Source organism: Streptosporangium amethystogenes (assembly GCF_000721075.1).
GTDB classification, from domain to species: domain Bacteria; phylum Actinomycetota; class Actinomycetes; order Streptosporangiales; family Streptosporangiaceae; genus Streptosporangium; species Streptosporangium amethystogenes.
In genome coordinates this window covers 1-19,645 of record NZ_JOEQ01000060.1, presented here as the reverse complement: position 1 = coordinate 19,645, position 19,645 = coordinate 1, and the positions used below count along the sequence as shown (strand labels likewise).

General features: G+C 65.6%; 22 protein-coding genes, 1 tRNA gene and 1 pseudogene. 15 read left to right on the top strand and 9 right to left on the bottom strand.

Going from position 1 to position 19,645, the window contains the following annotated elements; all coding sequences use genetic code 11:
- Positions 1 to 737, bottom strand: a 737-nt coding sequence (locus IG98_RS0141650; RefSeq protein ID WP_157594837.1) for a hypothetical protein, incomplete at its 3' end; no start/stop codon positions are given.
- Between the two features lie 945 nt (positions 738 to 1,682).
- Between IG98_RS0141650 and IG98_RS0141645 the strand changes: the two genes are divergently transcribed.
- The gene (locus tag IG98_RS0141645; RefSeq protein WP_030925645.1) at positions 1,683 to 1,970 is read left to right on the top strand and encodes a hypothetical protein; all 288 of its coding nucleotides are present in this window, start codon (positions 1,683 to 1,685) and stop codon (positions 1,968 to 1,970) included.
- A gap of 449 nt (positions 1,971 to 2,419) precedes the next feature.
- Here IG98_RS0141645 and IG98_RS47860 read toward each other — a convergent pair whose 3' ends face one another.
- Entirely contained in the window at positions 2,420 to 4,678 is a 2,259-nt protein-coding gene (locus IG98_RS47860; RefSeq protein ID WP_169750290.1) for a PxKF domain-containing protein, read from the bottom strand.
- A gap of 125 nt (positions 4,679 to 4,803) precedes the next feature.
- Between IG98_RS47860 and IG98_RS54705 the strand changes: the two genes are divergently transcribed.
- Positions 4,804 to 5,277: a replication initiator gene (locus tag IG98_RS54705; RefSeq protein WP_342666898.1), complete on the top strand. Its 474-nt coding sequence runs from the start codon at positions 4,804 to 4,806 to the stop codon at positions 5,275 to 5,277.
- Positions 5,270 to 5,455 carry a helix-turn-helix domain-containing protein gene (locus IG98_RS0141625; RefSeq protein ID WP_030925638.1) on the top strand — a complete coding sequence of 62 codons (186 nt, stop codon included), beginning with the start codon at positions 5,270 to 5,272 and terminating at the stop codon, positions 5,453 to 5,455. The genes IG98_RS54705 and IG98_RS0141625 overlap by 8 nt, the downstream gene beginning before the upstream one ends.
- Positions 5,456 to 5,582: 127 nt before the next feature.
- Here IG98_RS0141625 and IG98_RS0141620 read toward each other — a convergent pair whose 3' ends face one another.
- The 3 genes from IG98_RS0141620 to IG98_RS55045 form a co-directional block, all read right to left on the bottom strand.
- A complete protein-coding gene (locus IG98_RS0141620) occupies positions 5,583 to 6,203 on the bottom strand; it encodes a DUF6461 domain-containing protein (protein WP_030925636.1) in 621 nt (206 codons plus the stop codon).
- A 213-nt stretch (positions 6,204 to 6,416) separates the two neighbouring features.
- Positions 6,417 to 6,489, bottom strand: a tRNA-Arg gene (locus IG98_RS0141615).
- A complete protein-coding gene (locus IG98_RS55045) occupies positions 6,480 to 6,803 on the bottom strand; it encodes an ArsR/SmtB family transcription factor (RefSeq protein WP_425428154.1) in 324 nt (107 codons plus the stop codon). Before IG98_RS55045 ends, IG98_RS0141615 begins: the two co-directional genes overlap by 10 nt.
- Between IG98_RS55045 and IG98_RS52910 the strand changes: the two genes are divergently transcribed.
- The gene (locus IG98_RS52910) at positions 6,753 to 7,001 is read left to right on the top strand and encodes a hypothetical protein (protein ID WP_030925634.1); all 249 of its coding nucleotides are present in this window, start codon (positions 6,753 to 6,755) and stop codon (positions 6,999 to 7,001) included. The genes IG98_RS55045 and IG98_RS52910 overlap by 51 nt on opposite strands.
- Before the next feature lie 21 nt (positions 7,002 to 7,022).
- On the opposite strand, the gene IG98_RS0141605 is transcribed toward IG98_RS52910, so the two are convergent.
- Positions 7,023 to 7,577, bottom strand: a complete 555-nt coding sequence (locus IG98_RS0141605) for a hypothetical protein (RefSeq protein ID WP_030925632.1) — start codon at positions 7,575 to 7,577, stop codon at positions 7,023 to 7,025.
- A 131-nt stretch (positions 7,578 to 7,708) separates the two neighbouring features.
- On the opposite strand from IG98_RS0141605, the gene IG98_RS0141600 reads away from it, so the two are divergent.
- Together IG98_RS0141600 and IG98_RS0141595 are read left to right on the top strand one after the other, a co-directional pair.
- On the top strand, positions 7,709 to 8,836 hold the full coding sequence (locus tag IG98_RS0141600) for a sensor histidine kinase (RefSeq protein WP_037972715.1): 1,128 nt from the start codon (positions 7,709 to 7,711) through the stop codon (positions 8,834 to 8,836).
- Positions 8,833 to 9,468, top strand: a complete 636-nt coding sequence (locus tag IG98_RS0141595; RefSeq protein ID WP_030925628.1) for a response regulator — start codon at positions 8,833 to 8,835, stop codon at positions 9,466 to 9,468. The genes IG98_RS0141600 and IG98_RS0141595 overlap by 4 nt, the downstream gene beginning before the upstream one ends.
- Before the next feature lies 1 nt (position 9,469).
- On the opposite strand, the gene IG98_RS0141590 is transcribed toward IG98_RS0141595, so the two are convergent.
- Positions 9,470 to 9,934, bottom strand: a complete 465-nt coding sequence (locus IG98_RS0141590; RefSeq protein WP_030925625.1) for a MaoC family dehydratase — start codon at positions 9,932 to 9,934, stop codon at positions 9,470 to 9,472.
- Positions 9,935 to 10,069: 135 nt separating this feature from the next.
- Here IG98_RS0141590 and IG98_RS0141585 point away from each other — a divergent pair, with 135 nt between their 5' ends.
- The 5 genes from IG98_RS0141585 (at position 10,070) to IG98_RS0141560 (ending at position 15,623) form a co-directional block, all read left to right on the top strand.
- Positions 10,070 to 11,275, top strand: a complete 1,206-nt coding sequence (locus IG98_RS0141585) for an esterase-like activity of phytase family protein (RefSeq protein WP_030925623.1) — start codon at positions 10,070 to 10,072, stop codon at positions 11,273 to 11,275.
- 323 nt (positions 11,276 to 11,598) lie between these two features.
- The gene (locus tag IG98_RS0141580; protein WP_157594836.1) at positions 11,599 to 12,030 is read left to right on the top strand and encodes a hypothetical protein; all 432 of its coding nucleotides are present in this window, start codon (positions 11,599 to 11,601) and stop codon (positions 12,028 to 12,030) included.
- Positions 12,031 to 13,481: 1,451 nt separating this feature from the next.
- Positions 13,482 to 13,631, top strand: a complete 150-nt coding sequence (locus IG98_RS51560; RefSeq protein ID WP_157594835.1) for a hypothetical protein — start codon at positions 13,482 to 13,484, stop codon at positions 13,629 to 13,631.
- Between the two features lie 362 nt (positions 13,632 to 13,993).
- Positions 13,994 to 14,878, top strand: a complete 885-nt coding sequence (locus tag IG98_RS51555; protein ID WP_157594834.1) for a protein kinase domain-containing protein — start codon at positions 13,994 to 13,996, stop codon at positions 14,876 to 14,878.
- A gap of 292 nt (positions 14,879 to 15,170) precedes the next feature.
- Positions 15,171 to 15,623, top strand: a complete 453-nt coding sequence (locus tag IG98_RS0141560) for a hypothetical protein (RefSeq protein ID WP_030925617.1) — start codon at positions 15,171 to 15,173, stop codon at positions 15,621 to 15,623.
- 120 nt (positions 15,624 to 15,743) lie between these two features.
- Here the strand turns inward: IG98_RS0141560 and IG98_RS53985 are convergent.
- A pseudogene (locus IG98_RS53985) lies at positions 15,744 to 16,247 on the bottom strand (transposase).
- On the opposite strand from IG98_RS53985, the gene IG98_RS47850 reads away from it, so the two are divergent.
- The 3 genes from IG98_RS47850 to IG98_RS49710 are packed head-to-tail and all read left to right on the top strand — an operon-like array spanning position 16,232 to position 17,483.
- Positions 16,232 to 16,564, top strand: a complete 333-nt coding sequence (locus tag IG98_RS47850; RefSeq protein WP_157594832.1) for a hypothetical protein — start codon at positions 16,232 to 16,234, stop codon at positions 16,562 to 16,564. The pseudogene IG98_RS53985 and the gene IG98_RS47850 sit on opposite strands and share 16 nt — an antisense overlap.
- A 35-nt stretch (positions 16,565 to 16,599) precedes the next feature.
- On the top strand, positions 16,600 to 17,304 hold the full coding sequence (locus tag IG98_RS0141545; RefSeq protein WP_157594831.1) for a DUF8094 domain-containing protein: 705 nt from the start codon (positions 16,600 to 16,602) through the stop codon (positions 17,302 to 17,304).
- Positions 17,292 to 17,483, top strand: coding sequence for a tyrosine-type recombinase/integrase (locus IG98_RS49710; RefSeq protein ID WP_084196037.1), 192 nt, complete (start codon positions 17,292 to 17,294; stop codon positions 17,481 to 17,483). The genes IG98_RS0141545 and IG98_RS49710 overlap by 13 nt, the downstream gene beginning before the upstream one ends.
- Before the next feature lie 246 nt (positions 17,484 to 17,729).
- On the opposite strand, the gene IG98_RS0141535 is transcribed toward IG98_RS49710, so the two are convergent.
- Complete coding sequence (locus IG98_RS0141535) at positions 17,730 to 18,275, bottom strand: hypothetical protein (RefSeq protein ID WP_051753622.1); 546 nt, start codon at positions 18,273 to 18,275, stop codon at positions 17,730 to 17,732.
- A gap of 272 nt (positions 18,276 to 18,547) precedes the next feature.
- On the opposite strand from IG98_RS0141535, the gene IG98_RS0141530 reads away from it, so the two are divergent.
- Positions 18,548 to 19,330, top strand: a complete 783-nt coding sequence (locus tag IG98_RS0141530) for a hypothetical protein (RefSeq protein WP_157594830.1) — start codon at positions 18,548 to 18,550, stop codon at positions 19,328 to 19,330.
- Positions 19,331 to 19,645: the final 315 nt, after the last annotated feature.

Genomic DNA, 19,645 nt, shown 5'->3' with positions numbered 1-19,645 from the left:
TCGACCACCACCAGTCGGTTGGTCTCGTAAACGCGTGCCCCGTGAATGGTGTCACAGGCGCCGTAGCCGTACCGGAGAAGCAGCTCGTTCGGCTTGCCGGCGACCAGATCGAACGCCATCACCTCTTCGACGTCCCCCTGCACCCGCTCGGGACGGGCGGTGACGGCCAAGGGGTCGACCGCCACATGGACCTTCTTCTGCTCGACTCCCTCGACGGTGAACACCCAGGCGGGCACTTGGATCGTGCCACGGCTGGTCTCCAGCGGGACCTTGCCCAGTCTGGCACCGGTCACCCGGAGCGGGCGGCATCCCTTGGCCGGGCACTCCTCTTCGATGAGGTTGGCCGGTTTGCTGAACTCCGCGTACGCGCTCGCCGCTGTGATGAGCGGCACCTGCGAGACCTCGCCGTCCGGCCATCGCACGTCGGCGCGGTCCAGGGAGTCCTCGGGCAGCTTGGCGGCCAATCGCCAGGCGCCGTTGTGCGAGCTTCTGTTCACCCAGGCCGGGATCCGGCCCACGTGAGCCCATCCTTGTGGGTTCAGCACTTCCAGTGCGACGAACCCTTTGCGCCAGGCATGGTCGTCGGCCGAGCCCTGCCAGCGCTCCGCCACCTCCCGGGCACGATCCTCGAACTCGTCAACCGAGGTGCCGTGGGACCCACCGCGCAAGACCTGAGAGACCCCACCGCAGGAGGACAGGAGCAGCACCAGGGACAGGTACGCGATCATTCTTCGCATGAGACCTCCTCCGCCCCATGATCAGCCAACACCCAACGCCTCCGCTCGGCTTTCCGGGTTCTGACGATCTCCTCCTGGGGACGCACTCGACCAACCCCCTCATCCGGTGGCGAAGACCGACAAAGTCGGCCCGCGACAGTCGATCGCCCCGGCCACGCACGGTGATATCGGAGTCGGCGATCGTCACGGCCTCAGACAGTTCACGGCGAACCCTGGTGGGCGTACCAGGCTGAGCCGTAGCCAGTTCGAGATCGTCCACTGGCGTCTACGGACGTTAGAAATGCCTGTTCAGAAGGGGCATCTGGCTGCGGGGATTCCACCATCGTCCATGGTCGCCCAGAGCTGCCGTTAGCATCCGCGTTAGTAACATCTCTCATGCTGACAGAGGCGGAAGACGGCCTCACCAATCCACCACAACGCTGACGATCTGTAGGTCAGGGTACGGCCTCGCCGGGCGTCTGCTCCGCAGGTCTTCAGTCGGTGTTCGTTGGCTTGGTGATGAGGCAGATGTCTAGCAGCGGACTCTTCTTAGTTAAGCGCGGCACCCATCTCGTACGCAATTGTGATCAATACTGATTTTGTATGCGAGTTTTATTCTCTATTCGGATATCCGAAACATTCGGACGAACACATATTCGGATCCAAGTCACAAAGTAGTCCTCTTCGTGGATTTTAGATGCTCATATGCCGATCCGCTCTGGGCGCTGCACTGTTCACTTCCCGTGGCGTGTCTTTTTCTCTTGAGTGTCACAGACCGGCGCCGCGTATGGGGTTGTCGCGACGGCTGTCTACAGCCCGGATGTAGTGGAGTACGACAAGAGAGTTGAGTCTCCACCGGCTGTGCTGGGTGATCGCCGCGGCGGGTTTTCGGGTGCTGCAGGCCAGAGGCGCGCCCGTAGTGCGAAGCGAGTACGCGACGACAAGCTCGGCGCTGGGGATACTGACGTGCACGGTGAGGTCCCGCACGATCGTGTTGATCGCGCTACCACTGAGGAACAGGTCAAGACGGTGGTTTCGGTGGAAACGACGCAGGAGTCGGCCGCCGGCGCGGCCAGCCTGGGCGAGGAAGTTGTGCCAAGCTCGCCATGCACCGATGTCGGTGAGTGGGTTGTCACCAGCGGGGATGAACACGAGCTCACCACAGGCGTCGCAGTCGATTTTGCTCTTGCGACTCAGGACGTCGCAGCCGCTATCGTCTGGCTGGTCATCTCGTCCTTCACGCCGACACGGTAGAAGCACAACGACACAGATCCCCCACAGCCCCGGAGCGGCATCTACGCCCCGAGCACTTCATTACGAGTCAACGGCAGGTCGCAGGTCGGAGCGCTCACGCGCTGGTCAGAGGGTAGATGCGGTTCGGTGGGATGTGATCGCGTAAGACGGTGTTGCTGTATGGCACTTCCCGGCGCACTACGGCGCGACCGTTCGGTCAGCGCTCGCTGTGCAGAATCTCCGGCGTCCGCGGTGCTCACGGGTGATGCGCTGACGCACGGCGGTCAGCGCCTGTCCGGCTTCAAGGCCCGAAGCGCCGTGACAGGTGATGGGAAATGGGAGGCCATCTCGGCGAACGGAGTGTTTGCGGACCAGAGCCGATCGCCGATGAGGGTGTACGAAAATGAACACCCGGCCGGGGAGCGGAGACCGGTTCTCACTCCGCTCCCCGGCCGGGCATCGCGTTGCGGCTACTTCAACCTGATGGTGGTGAAGTGGCTGCTGCCGTCATCGAGCTTCAGCTCGAGCTGGCGGCAGGTGTCGGACCAGCTCTTGTCGGTCTTCCACACGTAGTTGTACTGGCCGCCTCCGTAGCTGATTCCCGAGTTCCCCGGGTTCTTGGTCGGCTCTGCCGGGCCGGTCGGCTTCCCGGTGTCGCAGGTCACCGGCTGAGAAGCCGGGTAGCCGGGGGCGAAAAAGCCGGTGCCGTGGTCACCGCCGAGACTGAACTTGATCGGCACGGCGCTGCCGGCCTTGCCGCTCATCTCCTCCGGGAAGTAGGCGTCCCAGGGGTAGACGACCTGGTAGGTCACCTTCTGGCTGGCGGTGTTGCCGGCGCGGTCGGCGGCGTTCACGGTGAACTCGTGGAAGCCGACAGTGGAGGTGTCGAGCGGGCTGCCATCGGGCACCGTGCCGACGCAGGTGACAACCCCGGACAGGTTGTCCTCGCACCGGTACGACGCGGCCGTGGCCGTCCCGAGCGCGTAGACCGCGCCACCGGTGGGCCTGGTGAGGGAGATCGTCGGCTCGGTGAGATCGACGGTCACCTTCACCGTCTGGTCACCGGAGATCGACACGCCACGCTCGGTCGCCACCGCGCCCTCGACGGTCACGGCGAAGTCGCATGTGGCGTGTGGGAACACCGCCTTGAGCCGGCCGTCCGCCCCGGTAGTACCCAGGTTCCGCAGGCCGTTGCCGCAGTCGGCCCGCACCGGCGCCCCTGCCAGCGGCTGACCGGCATCCGAGAGCGCGGAGACCGTCACCGCGTTCAGCGCGTTGTGCGCCACCGCGCCGCCCACGACGTCAAGGGTGATCTGCAGCCGCTCGGGGCTGATGTTGTCCATCGTGTCCGTCGGCTTGTGGTACTGCGGCTCGGTGACGTACGTCCCACCGGTCGGACCGCAGACGGCCGGCGGAGTCGGCGGCCGGTAGTCGAGCCAGATGAACAGCGAGGACGGGATGCCCGCGTCGTAGAACGCCTGGTGGTCGCTCTGCCCGAGTCTGCAGTTGCGCAGTCCGTCGAACCCGAAGCGTGCGGCCGCGTTGTACGCCTCCTGGACCACGTAGTTCGACTGGCCGTTCGGGGTCAGCGCCCACAACCGGGCCGGCTCGTACGGCGTGCCGACCATGTCCATCTGCCACTCGCCGACGAACCGCGCCCTCTCCGCCGCGGTCAGTGTGTTCACGTACGCCTTCGCGCCGAGCAGGCCGCCCTCCTCGCCGCCGAAGCCGCCGATCCGCAGCTCCTTGTCCAGCGGATACTGGCTGAGCACCCGGGCGACCTCCAGAGAAACGCCGTTGCCCGAGGCGTCGTCATGGGCGCCGGGCGCGCCCAGCACCGAGTCGATGTGCGCGCCGACCATGACGATCGGCGCGGTGGTGCCGGTCGGGTCGCCGACCGCGTGCCGGATGCCGATGACGTTGGTGCCCATCGGGGTCGCGTATTCGTTCGTCGCGATCGTCAGCGTCAGCGGCCCCTTGGCCAGGAGACCCCTGATCCAGGTGCTGTGCGCACTGCCGCCGCCGATCACCGGGATCTCCGGCTGGGGCGTGGTGAGAGTGAACGACGGCGGCGCGGAGTTGCCGGTCGGGTAAGCCAGGATGACCGCGATCGCACCGCGGTTCACCGCGTTGACCACGGCGGTGTTCCGGACCGTGGCGGTGGTGCTGTAGTCCATCAGCACGATCTTGCCCTCGGTGTCTGCGGGGAACTCGGCGGCGGACTGGCCGGTCTTGGCGTCGACGACCTGCCCCTTCACGCCGGTGTCGCCGGTGAACTTACCGCTGGTCGAAGCGGCCATCTGCCAGTTCGGTCCCCCGGGCAGGTCTGCGTTCGAGGACGTGACCTTCGCGACGCGCTTGGTCGAGACCGGGCCCCATTGCTGGAGGGTCACCTCGAAGCCGTAGGACTTCAGGATGCCGCCGATGTACTCCGCGCCCTCCCGCTCCTGCGGGGTGCCGTTCAGCCGCGGGCCGATGTCCACGGCGAGGTGCCGGATGTGGTTGACGGAGTTGGCCGAGTTGAACTGGTCGACGATCTCGCTGTCATAGTCCGGCAGCAGTGCGCTCGTCACCATGGGCGCGTCGGCCGTCAGACCTGGGCCGGACGGCTCTTGAACCTGGACGCCGCCGGCGGCCGCCGACACGGTCCCGAAGGACAGCGCCACCGCCAAGCCACCGATGGCGGCAAGTCGTTTGAACCGGCGAGGTTGTTTGAGCGAACTCCTCACGGAGAACCTCCTGATCATGGCGGACATGAAAGTCCGCGTGACGTCCCCACCTTCTGGATCGCAGGGGGCGAGGACAAGATTCGCGATTAGTACCAGAAAGGTAAAGTAAGGGTCAAGAGACATATATCGGTCATCTTGCCGCGCCCGGTCTGTCAAGCAAAAACGGCTCTGTCTCTTTCGGCTCTGTCTCACTTGAGCCTGGCCGGAGGGGATGCGTCGGCACCCTCGACCGTCGGATCAACCCCCTCGACGACCTGACCGCGTTCAACCTCCGCGACCATCCCCGGCGACTCATCGCCGAATGCCTGCGCCTGGGCGCCCTCGGCGGCCTGGCCGAACTCCGCCTCATCCAGTGGGCTCACATGCTCGGCTTCCGCGGCCACTTCTCCACCACCCTCGGCGACATCCGCGCCGCTCGCACCGAGCACATGCGCGGGGAAGCGATCACCACCGGTCGCCTGCCGCTCTTCGACGAGGACACCGTGCTCGTCGTCTCGCACTGGGAGTACGCCGGACAGGGCTTCTCAGCCGGTGACGCCCTTCTGGTAAGCGCCCTTACCGGAAACCACTTCGCTGACTCGGGAGGCGTCCATGAGTAGTCCCGCGTTGCTCACCGTCGCGCAGGCCATGACCGCTCTCCAGGTCAGCCGATGGACGCTCTACCAGCTCATCCGCTCCGGCGAACTCGACTCGATCGTGGTCGGCGTGCGCTGCCGCCGAATCCCCGAATCCGCCCTGAACGACTACGTGAACCGACTCTGTGGAAAGGCCGCCTGATGGGCAAGCGCTCGAACGGTGAGGGCTCGGTCTTCCCGTACAAGGACGGTTGGGCCGGCTACGTCTGTCAAGGACTCTGAGGGCCTTCTTCCACGCCTGGTCTGATCCCACTTGGCCCCACCTCTGCTCAATCCGATGCAGGATATTGGGAAGTGAGATAAGGGCGCTCCTGGTCAAACCAGTCCAGGCTCAGCCTGGCTCCTGTGGTCAGCTCGATCGTCGCCAGCGCCGCCGCTCGCCAGCTCTTCCCGTTCCTCCATTTGAAGTGCGGCGCCATGGCCGCCAATTCGGGCCAGCGTGCCAGATTCGGCTCTTGCGCCCACTCCTCCGGGTACATGGCATCGACCATCAGGAGCAGCTCTCCATCGGCGGCGAAGGCGACGCGGTTGTTGGCGTTCACGTTCCAGTAGACGCTGTAGGCTCGGGCGCCGACACTGAGACGTGGAAGCGTCGGCGGATAGACGCCGTGGCAGCCGTTGTACTCGAACAACACGGTCACCGGGCCGGATTGGCCCACCAGCATCGCCCAGGCGGCCTCGTCGGAGTAGTCGTCCTCGAAGCGTGCCTTCTCGTGGATCTCATGGTTCGCGCCGCCGCTCACTCGTTCCCCGATCTCGGCGAGCGTGAGCGGTTCGCCGTTGTCGGGGACAACGACGGTCCAGCAGATGGCCGTCTCTAACCAGTTGTCCTTAAGAAGACGTCGGTGGTAGCGGTACATGTCGGCGCCCGTGGGCCGCTCATCGCTCATGTCGTGAGGCTCCGTCACTTCGGGTACGCGGAGCTCAGGATCTTCGCAGATGGGTGAGACAGAACAGGGGCTCATCAGCAGCCTCTCAGGAATCCTCCCCGGCACACCGTCAGGGGCGGCGACGGAGGCGGTAGATCCCGTTGCTGTATTTCGCTGCTGTACGGACACGAAAAAGGCCCTCCAGGATGATCCTGAAGGGCCTTTGACCTGCTGTGCGGCCGGAGGTACTCGAAACCCCAACCTTCTGATCCGTAGTCAGATGCTCTATCCATTGAGCTACGGCCGCTCGCTGCGTAAGCAAGCATAGCGGGTTTTGTGGGGTGCCTCGAACCGGTTAGCCGACCGATTCGTGATCGAGGGAGGGCGCGAGCTCTGTACCGAGGTCGGGCGGCGTGACAGGCCCTGGATCAGAAGGTCAGGCGGACCGAAGGATCGAGGAGAGGAGGCCGGGAAATCGGGTCTCCATCTCGGCGAGGCGGAGTTCGTGGCGGCGGAAGCTGCTTCGGGGGTGACGCGGAGGAGCCCGGCCTCACGGAGGACCTTCAGGTGATGGGAGAGGGTCGACATGCTCACCGGGACGTCGAACTGGCCGCAGACCACGCCGCCGGCCTCGGCGAGCTGGCGGACCACCCGGGCCGTACGCAGGCGACTGGATCTGAGGCGGCCCAAGTGCTCGGCATCCCGTACGAGAAGGTGATGCAGGTGGCGTTCGTTCCGCTGGCCTACACGATCGGCACCGATTTCAAGCCCGCGCGCCGTGTGCCGATGGAGGAGGTCACCCACTGGGATCGCTGGTGACACCGCGACCGATGCGCGGAATCAGTCACCGGAATCACCGGCGACGCCGACCTTCTTCGGGAACAGCGTGTAGCTCAGCGGCCAGAGCACGGCGATCAGGGGGATCTTGAGCGCACCGGCCATGAAGGCGATCAACGCCGTGGTCCGTGACGGGTCGCCGACGATGAGGATCAGGCCGAACAGCAGGGCGCAGGCGATGCCGTACGCGAGAACGATCCTGAGCCAGATGCCCCATTCGTACCGGACCCTGGCCATGCCGCCGGGTGGAGGCCGCCACGGCTCGGGACCGCCGGCGAAGCGGTGGGCGAACTTCGCGTCGGCCCAGGTGATCGTACGGTGGCCGAAGACGACCGAGTAGGCGATGTAGGCGGCGGCCAGCCCATGGCGCCAGTCCGCCTGGGCACCGCCGCGCATGTCGATGACGGAGGCGATGAGAAGGACCACATCGAGCAGCGGGACCGCCAGCAGCAGCGCGGTGCTGAGCCGACGCATGCCCCACAGGTAGCGTGAGGCGAGCCCCAGGCCCAGCAGGATCCAGAATCCGATCTCACAGCCGATGATGATGGCCAGAATCATGAGTCCATGCTCACGAACCGGTCGGCCTCGGACATCGTCGGAGCTGATGAACCGGCATACATCCTTTTATGTACCGGCGATCCTCCCGACGCCGCTGCTGAGGACCGTATCGGAATGATGGGATGAGAGACATGAGACGAGACGCGCTGGGGGCCGTGGCGTGTTTCGTCATCGGCCTGCTGCTGCTCGCCGCAGGCGCCTACCAGCACCGATGGGCCGCCGCCCCGCTGTTCGCCGGGCCGCTGGCGATCTCGTGTGTGGGGGTCGCGGTACGACGGAGCAGGCCGCTGCTGGCGCTCGGGCTGGGGGGTGTGGCCTTCGTCGGCGACTTCGCCATGGGCCCGTCGCTGGGTACGCTCCTGATCATCACCGACAACCTCTACTCGGGGGTCAGGTACGGTCCCCGCGCGTTGGGCAGGTGGATGCTCGGCGTCACCTCGGTGATCGCCGTCGTCGCGGGTGTGGTCGCCGGGGTCCTGTTCAGGCAGTGGGCCGCCGCCACCGTCTTCCTCGTCCAGGCGGGTCTGGTCGGGGTGACGCCCGTCCTCACCGCGATGATCATAAGACAGCTGGAGGACCAGGCGACCTCCGAGCGGGCGCGGGCCGAGCAGGTGGCGCGACTGGCGGAGTTGGACCGCTCGGCCGCGGTGCAGGCCGAGCGGACCCGGATGGCACGGGAGTTGCACGACATGATCGCGAACCACTTCAGCGCGATCGCCATCCAGTCCACCGCCGTCCTCTCCCGCCGGGATCTGGACGCGCAGACCGTACGGAAGGTGCTGGGGTCCATCAGGGAGAACAGCGTCGAGGGCATGGACGAGATGCGCGCCATGATCGGGCTGCTCCGGCAGGACGGCGAGGAGCCCGAGGCGATCCGGCGCCGGGTGGCCGAGGCCGAAGAACTGGCGGAGCGGGCCCGGGAGGCGGGGCTTGACGTGCGGATGCGGGTGGACGGCGATGCCAGGGAGCTGCCCGCCTCGGTCGACCTGGCCGGTTACCGGATCGTCCAGGAGTCGCTGACCAACGCGCTCAAACACGGCGGCAAGGCCGCCGACGTGGTGATCGGCTACCTGCCGGGGCTGGTCACGCTGACCGTGGACAACCCGGTGGGCGAAGCGGGGCGGGAGCTGCCCGGCGCGGGTGCGGGGATCATCGGCATGCGGGAGCGCACGAACCTCGTCGGCGGCGTCTTCGAGGCCGGACCGCATAATGACGGCTGGCGCGTCCGCGCCGAGTTGCCCACTCTGGAGAGCACGTGACCATCCGAGTCCTCGTCGCCGACGATCACGCGGCGGTCCGCGCCGGGATCGTCCTCATTCTCGACGGTCACGACGACATCGAGGTCGTCGGCCAGGCCGCCAACGGCGAGCAGGCCGTCGCGATGGCCTCCGAGCTCCGCCCGGACGTGGTGCTGATGGACATCCGGATGCCGAAGCTCGACGGGATCTCCGCGACGCGCGCGCTGAGCGGGATCTCCGACGTGCTGATCCTGACCACCTTCGACATCGACGAGTACGTCTTCGGGGCGCTGCGGGCCGGAGCCGCCGGGTTCCTGTTGAAGAACACCGACGCCGACGCCCTGGTGGACGCGGTGCGGGTGGTGGCCAGGGGCGACGGGCTCATCGCGCCCTCGGTCACCCGGCGGCTGATCTCGGCCTTCGGCGCGTCGGTCCCCGCGCGCAGGCCGTACGAGATCGGCGGCCTCACCCCGCGCGAGCACGAGGTGCTGGCCTGCATCGGCCGGGGCCTGTCGAACACGGAGATCGCCGTGGAGCTGGACATGGCGGAGGCGACGACGAAGACTCACGTCAGCCGGTTGCTGAACAAACTGGGTCTCCGTAGTCGCGTCCAGGCCGCGATCCTGGCTCAGGAGCTCTCCACGGAGAGGTGACTCAGGAGTTCTCCGCCGGGACGTACAGCGAGAGGGTCTCCGCGATGCAGGCGGGCCTGGGCTTGCCCTCGACCTCCACGGTCAGTCGCATGTTCGACAGGTAGCCCGATGGGGTGCCCTTGAGGTCGACGAGTTCGGCACCGGCCCGGACCCGCGCGCCGACCGGGATCGGCGAGGGAAAGCGGACCTTGTTGAGGCCGTAGTTGATCCCCATGGCCAGGCCGCCCACCTGGAACAGCTCCACCATGAACGAGGGCAGCAGCGCCAGGCTCAGATATCCGTGGGCGATGGTGCCGCCGAACGGCCCCTGCTCTGCCTTCTCCACGTCCACGTGGATCCACTGGTGGTCGCCGGTCGCGTCGGCGAACAGGTTGACCTGTTCCTGGGTGATCTCGCGCCACTCGGTGTAGCCGAGATGTTCCCCAACGGCGGTCTTGAGCTCGGTGATGCTGGCGAAAATCCTCATGCCTGGAACTTTATTCCGTTGAAGATGCGGCGAGAAGCTCCAGGCGTGTCAGCTCCCTCGGTCAGGCCTTTGTTTTCGCTGTACGGCCCGCGGCGCAACACCGGCCGTTCATCCGGGTTCCCTAACGTGCCCGCCATGAGACGACGTATGACGATCACCATCGGCGCGACCGTACTGGCACTGGCGGTGTCCGCACCGGCGGCGGCCGACCCCCAGCCCGGTTCCGACAGGCACGGACGCTCCGAATTCGGGCGCGCCGTCCTGACCGGGTTCGCCTCCCTGCCCGCGCTGACCTTCGTACCCGGCAGCGAGCCGTCGGGGGCACAGCTCGGCACTGCCCCGGTCAACGGGGTGACCCCGCCGTTCACCGGGCAGCCGGTGCAGGGCTTCAGCGGCATCGTGCGGCGGCAGGACGGCACCTTCGACGTACTGTCGGACAACGGCTACGGCGGCAAGGCCAACAGCGCGGACTTCCTGTTGCGGGTGCACCGGGTGAAGCCCGACTTCAAGCGCGGCAAGGTCGCGGTGCTCGGCGGATTCGACCTGAGCGACCCCGACGGTCACGTCGGCTGGGCACTGACCCGGGCGGACCGGAAGCTGACCGGTGCGGACTTCGACGTGGAGTCGATCGTACGGACCTCCGACGGCACCTACTGGATCGGGGACGAGTTCGGCCCGTTCCTGCTGCACGTCTCCGCCACCGGCAGGCTGCTTGAGGCGCCGATCCCGCTGCCCGGTGTGAAGGCCCCGGAGAACCCGTCCCTGGGCGGCGAGCAGCCCAACCTGGGGCGGAGCAAGGGCTTCGAGGGTATGGCCCGCTCGGTCGACGGCCGCATGCTGTACCCGTTGCTGGAGGGCACCGTGACCGGCGACGAGGCCGGGACGCTGCGGATGAACGAGTTCGACCTGCGGAAGCGGGCCTACACCGGCAAGCGCTGGACCTACAGGCTGGAGAGCCCCGACAATGCGATCGGCGACATGATCGCGGTCGACCGGCACCGGTTCCTCGTCATCGAGCGCGACAACCTTGAGGGGGACGCGGCCAGGACCAAGCGCATCTACCTGGTGGACATCCGCCACGCGGACCTGCGCAAGACCCTCGTCGCCGATCTGCTCGACCTGGCCAACCCGCACGGCCTGGGCGGGTTCGGGGAGACCTTCAGGTTCCCCTTCCAGACCATTGAGGACGTGGTGATCCTCGACGACCGGACCCTGGGCGTGCTCGACGACAACAACTTCCCGTTCTCCGCCGGCCGCACCCCGGGCCGGCCCGACGACAACGAGTTCATCACCGTGCGCCTGTCGCGCCCGCTCCTGGCCGACCCTCGCGTCTACCGGTAACGGTCCGTGGACCTGCCGGGTGTCACCGGCGACACCCGGCAGGTCGTCTGGCTGACCGGCGCCTCGCCTCGGGGCTTTCCGCAAGGAGCCGGCCGGTGATTCTCGACAACCTCCCCTCGCATAACGTACGAACAACTACGACAAAACCGTAAATAACAATAGATAAACTCCCATCAGCCTTCACGGCGCCATTTATTTGCTCTGCCTCAACCGTTTCAATGAGCTATCTCACGGTCCGAGGGGTATCTCCTAGCTGCTGCCGCTTATGAGGTAGTGAGGGATATCAGATGTTTTCGGAACCAGAAACGAGATGGGGAAATAACGTGCTTCCTCGAAAGAGCAGACGGACACCGGGGCCGATCTCCGGCAGGCGGGTGGGCGTCCTCGCCATCGCGGCAGTCTCCGGCATCCTCATGACGTCGAACCAGGCACCGGCCAACGCCGCCATCGGGCAGGTCCAGGCGCTTGGCTCGATCTCACAGCTGAATGCCGACAGCACTCTCGACGGCCGCCTCTCCCCCTACCCCAACCCCTCCCGCCGGCAGTACCGCGAGGAGAGGCCCTCGGACAGATGGCGGGGCAGGCAGCACCGCCACCAGGACCGCCCCTACGACCGTTACCGCGGCCGCCGGGGCGGGAACGACTTCAACGAGAACGCGGGACCCGGGCGCGAGCGCCTCACTCGCTCGGAAAGAATGATGAGGGACCTCCAGAACGACCCGTCATTCCCAGAGATCATCATCCGCGACAAGTAGTCCCTGAAACCTGGCCGCGACAGGTGATACGCCGCCGAGTGGAACCCGTCTGGTGACGGCACAGCACGACGAGCAGGAGCGGTCACCCACGCCAGGAGCGGGGAACAAGTGTGTGTCGTACCGGTTCACACCGGTACGACACACATTGTCGTTTAAAGCGCGAAGTTACATATGGTTATTCCACCAAACCATGGAGAAATACATTTTCCAGACAATATGGATCGTTAATCATCGGTATCGAACCCCACTGTCATCGCCTTTCCCCACTCATCGGACACCACAAGATCTCCCATAGAACACTACGACCGAATAATCACTCTAAATCTGACTAAACCGTAGATGAGGTATAGGTTTTTCTGCACACTACCGCTTATTTGCTCTTCCTCAACTATGCCGGAGCGTTATCCCCATAAGCCCCGGGTATCTCCTGTTCCGTCGTCACTTCCGTGGCCGTACAACGGATGTGGATATTTTAGGAATTAGTAAAGATATGGGGAAATAACGTGCTTCCTCGTAGGAGCAAGTGGGCGCCAGCCCATTCCAGCAGGCATGCTGGCGCTTTGGCCGTCGCGGCGATGGCAGGCATCCTCGTGATGTCGTCGAACCAGGTACCGGCGAGCGCCACCGCCGACAACGCAAGCATTCTCTTCGCACCTCACGGCGGCAACGGGGGTAACGGAGGCAACGGGGGCAAAGCCCGTCTTCAACATTCCGTGCACAACGGTGAGAAGCCCATTCTTCGCCCGTGCCGCTCCTGCGGGTGCCGCGGGGGCCGTCGCTGCGGATGCCCTGGCGGTCGCGGCTGGGGGAATCCAGGCTGGGGCGGAGGTGGGGGCGGTGACCGGGACAACGATTGCGACCGGGGCACCAAGCCCGCCTTCGACAGAGATCGAGACGAGGACGATGAGCGCGACGACGAGCGCGACGAACCCAGAGTGATCGATATGACCACCCCGGGCAGGCCTACCGGGCGCCACACTGCTACCAGTTCCACCAACTCGTCCGAAGGACCTCCAGGACCGGCAGGACCGGCAGGACCCGCAGGACCCGCAGGACCGATGGGACCGGCAGGACCTCCAGGGCCCGCAGGACCCGCAGGACCCGCAGGACCCGCTGGGCCGATGGGACTGACAGGACCGATGGGACCGGGAGGACCGGGAGGACCCGCAGGACCTGCAGGACCCGCAGGACCGGGAGGACCCGCAGGACCGACGGGACCGGAAGGACCGAGAGGTGCGACGGGTCCCGCAGGCCCCAGAGGCGCCACGGGTCCGGCAGGACCCGCAGGTGCGGCGCCCCTGGCGGGGCCGGTGGGACCAGCAGGACCTAGAGGCCCCGCAGGACCTAGAGGCCCGGCAGGACCCAGGGGCGCGACGGGCCCGGCAGGTGCGACGCCCCTGGCGGGGCCCGCCACGCCTCCGTCCAGCGGATGCGTCGATCTGACCGGCGCCATGGTCGCTCTCCAGCCCGTCTGCGCCATCACACCTGCCGCTCTCAGCGGACATGTCTACTCCGCCGTGCCCACCGGCCTCGCCGGATCCATCTGCACCACCCACGCCATCGGCCTCGTCAGTTCGTACGGGGCCATCGGGTGCGTGTAGTCCGCCGCGAAGAGGAGTGCCGCCGCGGCATTGTGCCCCCGCTCAGCAGGGGCACGCCCCTTTGGAAGTGTGACCGTCACCGGACCGGGTGACAGCGACTCAAAAGAGGGTGGGCTGCCGTGCCCGGGTGACGCCGGGCACGGCAGCCCACCCTCCCGGAGGTGAAGGCCGACCGGTCTCCACTGACCATGGGCTTGACGGATCACCCTGGCCCTCAACTCCACAATCACATTCGGTACCGTTGCCATAGTTCGTGATTGTGGAGCCCGGTACGAAGCGCCAGGCGCCCCGCGCGATCATCGGCCATCACATGGTGCCTGCTCCCCTCCAGCACGGTTGTTTTGTGATCTACGCCCGCTGACGTGCCGGTCGTGACCGAGGCGGGCGGGGGACTCCCCGAACGATCGCTACCGGCTGGTCGAGGTGATCGGGGCCGGCGGGGCCGGGACGAGCTCCTGGAGCGCGATGTCGCGGTGAAGGAAATCCTGTTCCCGCCCGGGCTGGAGGTCGCCCAGCGCCGGGAACTGACCCAGCGGGCGATGCGCGAGGCCCGGTCGGCGGCCCGGCTCAACCACCCCGGCATCGTCACCGTGCACGACATGATCTCCCGGGACGAGGCACCCATGATCATCATGGAGTTCGTTCGCGGCTGTTCGCTTGCCCAGGCGATCGCCGAGAACGGCCGCATGCCTCCGGAGCGGGTCGCCGCCATCGGGATGGACATGGTCGAGGCGCTGGCCGAAGCGCACCAGGCCGGCATCGTGCATCGCGACCTCAAACCGGTCGACATCCTGCCGGCGGGGCGGCGACCGGTGATCACCGACTTCGGCGATCGCGAGTCCCGCAGGCGACGTCACCTTGTGGCCCGGCTGGGGCCGGAACCCGTTGTAGAAGGCCACGAGAGCCGGGTCGTCGCCTCCGTCGCCGCTGAGCGCATGCAGCCGCACCTGGCCAAGGCGCTTGCCGCCCTGTCCGGTGGCGAGCGCGACGTCCTGCTTCTCGTGGCCCTGGGCCAGCTCGGCTACGACGGGGTGGCCCAGGCGCTCGGCATCGCCATCGGCACGGTGGGCTCCGGGCGCAGCCGAGCGCGCACGAAGATCCCCACCCTCATCGACCCATGGGCGACCTCGACCGACGCCCACCCCCTGGTCACCCAGGGGGTGCTCGACCAGCGGCTGTTCGACGTCACCCAACTACTGCGGTGGCGGTATCGAACCCGCGCTTTCAGCTTGAGAAGCATCTACTGACAGTGATGATGTAGGTGAGTGCCTCCCGGTGGGTCTGACCCATCTACTGACTGACCTCGGGCCCTCAACAGGATCTGTCGGCCCTACCCGGGAGACACTCACCTGCACTGCGGGGTGACCTCATAGGAGCCTGGCCAGAGGCCTTGCTGCCCTCAGCTGGAAAAGACGGGAAGATCCGGCTCACCTCAGCCATCTGTGGTCCCGGTGGTGGAACGTCGATCATCTCGGAGCCGAAGCGCCCCCGCCGGAGGCATTTCTTGAAATGAAAGCAGGAAGGCTACATAATCGCCGCATGTCTCAGGTGCCCAAGCTGGTCAGGTTAGCGCTAGCGGTGATGACACTGGCATTGGTGGTCAAGGTCCTCAAGTGGATAGCCGGGACCTACAACGTGCGCGAGCCACTCGACTGGGCGTTCATCGCCATCGCGGCTCTCGGCGTGGCTGTGGCTTTGGGGGCTGCTGCGTGGGGTTTGTTCAGAGCGGACTTGGAGCGGAAGCATAGGGCGGCGTCCTCAAGGGAGGCACCCGAGAAGCCGGTAAAGTACGCGGTCCTGTCCGTGGGCATGTTGACGTGCGCAGCGATGGGACTCGCCTCGATCTTTATGACCTTTAGCTCAACGGATGGTGGAGATCCGTACTCGGTCGGGTCGATCGGCTGGGCGGGATACATCTCCATGGCTCTTGGCACGCTGATGCTGGTTGGTATGGCCGTCTGGGCCTCTGTCAAGGCAAGTAGAGAGGGGTAGCGGAACGGCCTGCGCCGCCCCATGGCGGTCGGGCAGACTGCCTGCCGTGAGCGAGATCGCCCGACACGTGCCCTTCCCGTTCCCGGATGGCCGGTTCCCGTCCGAGTTGGGAGCTGTGGTTCAGCGAACGGTCGTGACTGGCGAACTGCCGGCCCGCATCGTGATCCACGATGATGACAACGACTGGCTGATCGGGGACGACACCACTGACGCCGATGATGCAGCCGCCTCAGTGATCTGCCATGTTCGGCACATTGCCGACCCCGATCCCACCGTGGAGCTGCGTCGCGGGGGGTGGGCGGACTCATCAGAGCGGGCCGCGACGATGAAGTCCAGGCCGCGCTCTGCCAGGCCGTGGCGAAACGCGGCGATCTGGCCGTAGTCCTCGTCGGTGACGATCATCTGTGGGACCAGGTCCCAGCCGATCGCCACTTCTCGCGGTGTCCGACCTCATCCGGCGTCCCACTCCTGTGACAGGAACAGCCGCCGGGAGATCGGCACGGACGCGGTGTCACAGGCGGCGTGCAGGCTGACCGCGACCTGGCAGTTGGCCTGCTTGCCCAGTGCCCCGCACCACTGACGGGCCCCCCGCCGACATCTTCCCGTCCTTGGGAAGGGACACATCGTCGATCACCCATACCTGCGGGGCGACGGCGGCGGTCATCTTGGTGGCGATCGTCCACAGCACGGGCGTGGTCCCAGGTCGCCTGGCTGACGAACTGCTGCAGGGCCTGCATGTCGCCGTCCGTCAGGCGCTCGGCCAAATGCGCAGAATGCTGCTGATTGTGGCTCTCATCGGAAGCCTGTCCGGTTGTGATGTGGTCTCCCTGCTGGTCGCCAAGCCCGCCGAGGTGCCCACGCCGACTCCGGCCAGGTCGCAGGCCACGTCACCTCCTCCATCGGGTGCCGCTCCCACCCCCTCCGCGACCAAGGGGGGCTGACCATCCCCCAGGCCAGGCAGGCCATGCTGGCGTGGATGAACAAGTACAACGCGACGCTCAAGAAGCGCAAGTGGTGGCGGAAGGACGCCCTGCTGGACGCGTTGTTCGTCGAGGCGGCGCTGCACGAGGGCGTGCTCGAAGCCAACCACGAGACCTTCGGCACGAAACCGGGGCACAAGCCGATCAACCTGACCGGCACCCCGACGATCTACCTGGTCAGGCCGGAGCAGCAGCCGCCGACGGTTGACTGGTTCATCGCGCAGGCGACCTACAAGGACACCAAGGGGTATCCCCGCCAGCACGTGCTCGCGTTCCACCACTCCGCCGGGCAGCCCTTCAGGCTGGCCGTCGCGACCCCGATTCACTGGGGCCGGCGAATGCCCAGGCCGAGGCTCGACGCCGACGGCTACCTCGCCGACATGGACAACACCGTGGCGCGCGCCGTGGCCAAGGAGTACCAGAACCTCTGGAACAACGAGAAGAAGGAGGGCGCCTCCGGCTACCGCCTGGCCAGGAACAGCTTCAGCCGCAAGGCGTTCCCCGCGGTGAACAAGGGCTTGTACGTCTCGTTCGCCGACCACGGTTCGATCTTCGGCTTCCGTACGGCGGACGGCGGCATGTTCTTCCTGTTCGGCATGGTCAATGATGAAAAGAGCGTCAACCAGATGCTGAGCGAGGCGTTGCTGGTGCCCAGGGGCAGCAAGACCATCCAGGAACTCGGCGCCAACTGGTTCTCCTAGAGAGCCGGAGCATCGCGAGATCCTTACGATTCATCGAGCAGGGTGTGAACATCCGGGTCGTTCAGGAGGTCCTGGGCCACACGAGGGTGACCACGACCGAGAGGTACGCGCACCTGTCCACACCGTTGATGCGCGATGCCGGGGAACGGCTGGTCTCCGCGCTCTGGGGAAAATCCTGAGCGTTGCAACCACAGCACCTTTAGAGATCAAAAAGGCCCTCTCCCTGAACCTCGGGAGAGGGCCTCTGACCTGCGGAGGCTCGGGGATTTGAACCCCGGACGGGCGGTAAACCCAAACCGCACTAGCAGCTCTGATCTTGCCCGTCTCGATCAGTTCAACCTGGACCAACACGACTTGGTGGTCCGTCTGGAACGGGAGTGAACGACGTTGGATTGCAATTAGAACTGCAACTAGAGCCCTCCTGATCAGGATTCGACGAGGGCTATCTGCTCGGCGCAAGCGGCTCGTACGACGGCGATCAACTGCGGTTCAGTGCGTCCCCAGCCTTCTCCCCACTCGTCATCCAGCCCGTATAGAGCGCCAAGGGGTGATGTGAGCATCTCATCGGGATAATTCCAAGTGATCATGAGTCGTTCGATCACTGAGACCACCCAATGTTCACCACCGTCGCCTGCGAGGCACAACCGCGCCATGTCGACATAAACAGTCTTCACGGCGTCGGACCTGGAAGATATCGCGGTGTCCGTATCCGCGAGAGCCTCGACCAGCACATCGCGCACCTCGTGTGGATCGCGTCCGTCAAGCCCCGCGAGAATGCGCAACGTCTCACCATCCATGTCCTGGACGAGCCAATGAGCGGCCCACATGGGGACTCGATCGGTAGGCAAGATTTCCAGCTCATACCAGGCAGCGACCAACTGCGGAGACGGAATCAACTGTCCTGCATCGTACGGCCAGCCATACACAGGAAGCATCGTGTCACAGCTGCCTTGGTGAAGCATCGTCGCCATATCCCGCAGCCAGGTTGGAAGATTGTGGCGCGCGGCTCTGTGAGCTGCTATTGCCCAGGTCAGAAGCAGTCTTACCCTGCCCATGAGTCCCCGTGATTCCCCCTTGTTCCCCGCCCGTACTGGCACGTGAGTGGCACGGCGTGACCTTCTGATCTATAGATCCCTAAACGATATCCAGGAGCTTCGAACTCGCTCGCCGTGCAGTCGCATACGAGCCGCCTGTTCATCCGTCGGGTGGTCGACCCTCAGCACGTGATCTAGCATCATCGATCGTGGCATCCTGGACTAGCAGATACCGGTCAGGCGAACACATCGCAGTGTGGAACGACATACGCGCCTATAGGGCTGCTGGAGTGCCTGAGAGCCTCCGGGAGGACGCCGAAGAGGTCGCCAGAGAGACCATGCGGCGGGTGGCGGCCAACGTCGACGTGCTGGTGGACTGGCTTTCGTCTGCGAAGTACGCGTTCGCTTGCCCTGACGCGGTCCGGCAAGCCCCCACGGCGGATGATGTCGAAGCCATCGCGAAGGCCGAAACCATCATCGGCCCCCTCCCCGTGGCGCTTCGCGCGTGCCTGGAGATCGTGGGTCTGGTTGATCTGTGTGGAGAGGGGGGCTCACTGCTGCCTCACGTCCGCTACCACACGCCTCAACGCGAGTCCTGGGATTTTGAGCCGGACCCTTTGGTCCTCCACTCGGGCCAGATGCTTTGGAACATGCTCAACACGACCACGGGAGATCTCAACCTGGGGTGTGCCTGCACAGATCCGGATGAAGAGGAACCGTGTTCGTTCCATGCGAACGGCTTCTCCTTCAGCATCGCACCCGACGAGACGGCCAAGGCGAACTTCAGCGGCGGAGATCACACCATCCATCTTCCAACTGCGAACCCCGACCCCCCAATTGAAGGCGTAACGATGGCGGAATCCATCTCGCTCGTCGAATACCTGCGCTTGTCCCTTGCCTGGGGAGGATTCCCCGGCTACAGCGCCCGACCTGCATATGTTCCTCTGCCAGCCCTTCTTGAAGGGATGGAAAACCGGCTACTGAAATTCTGAGCGCAAGGCGGAGAATCTTTCCGCTATCAGCTTGGGAATCATCTACTGACCTTGCCGCCCTGAGCTGGGAAAACGGGGGTGCAGGTCAGGGCGGGTCGAGTCCCCGTGAGTCCCCCTGGTTGACCGTGGTTCCCCGCCTGTTCTGGCACGGATCTGGCACGGAAGCCGCTCGATATCCATCGCTCGCGGGCAGCCCGGTGGCGCTGCCCTGATAGCGGACTGTACGGTTTTCGGTGTAACTCCTGATCAAGGAGATACACCTGATGAGTACCGTGATTCAGGCATCTGCGGACACAGACCTGGAGGAAGCCGCGG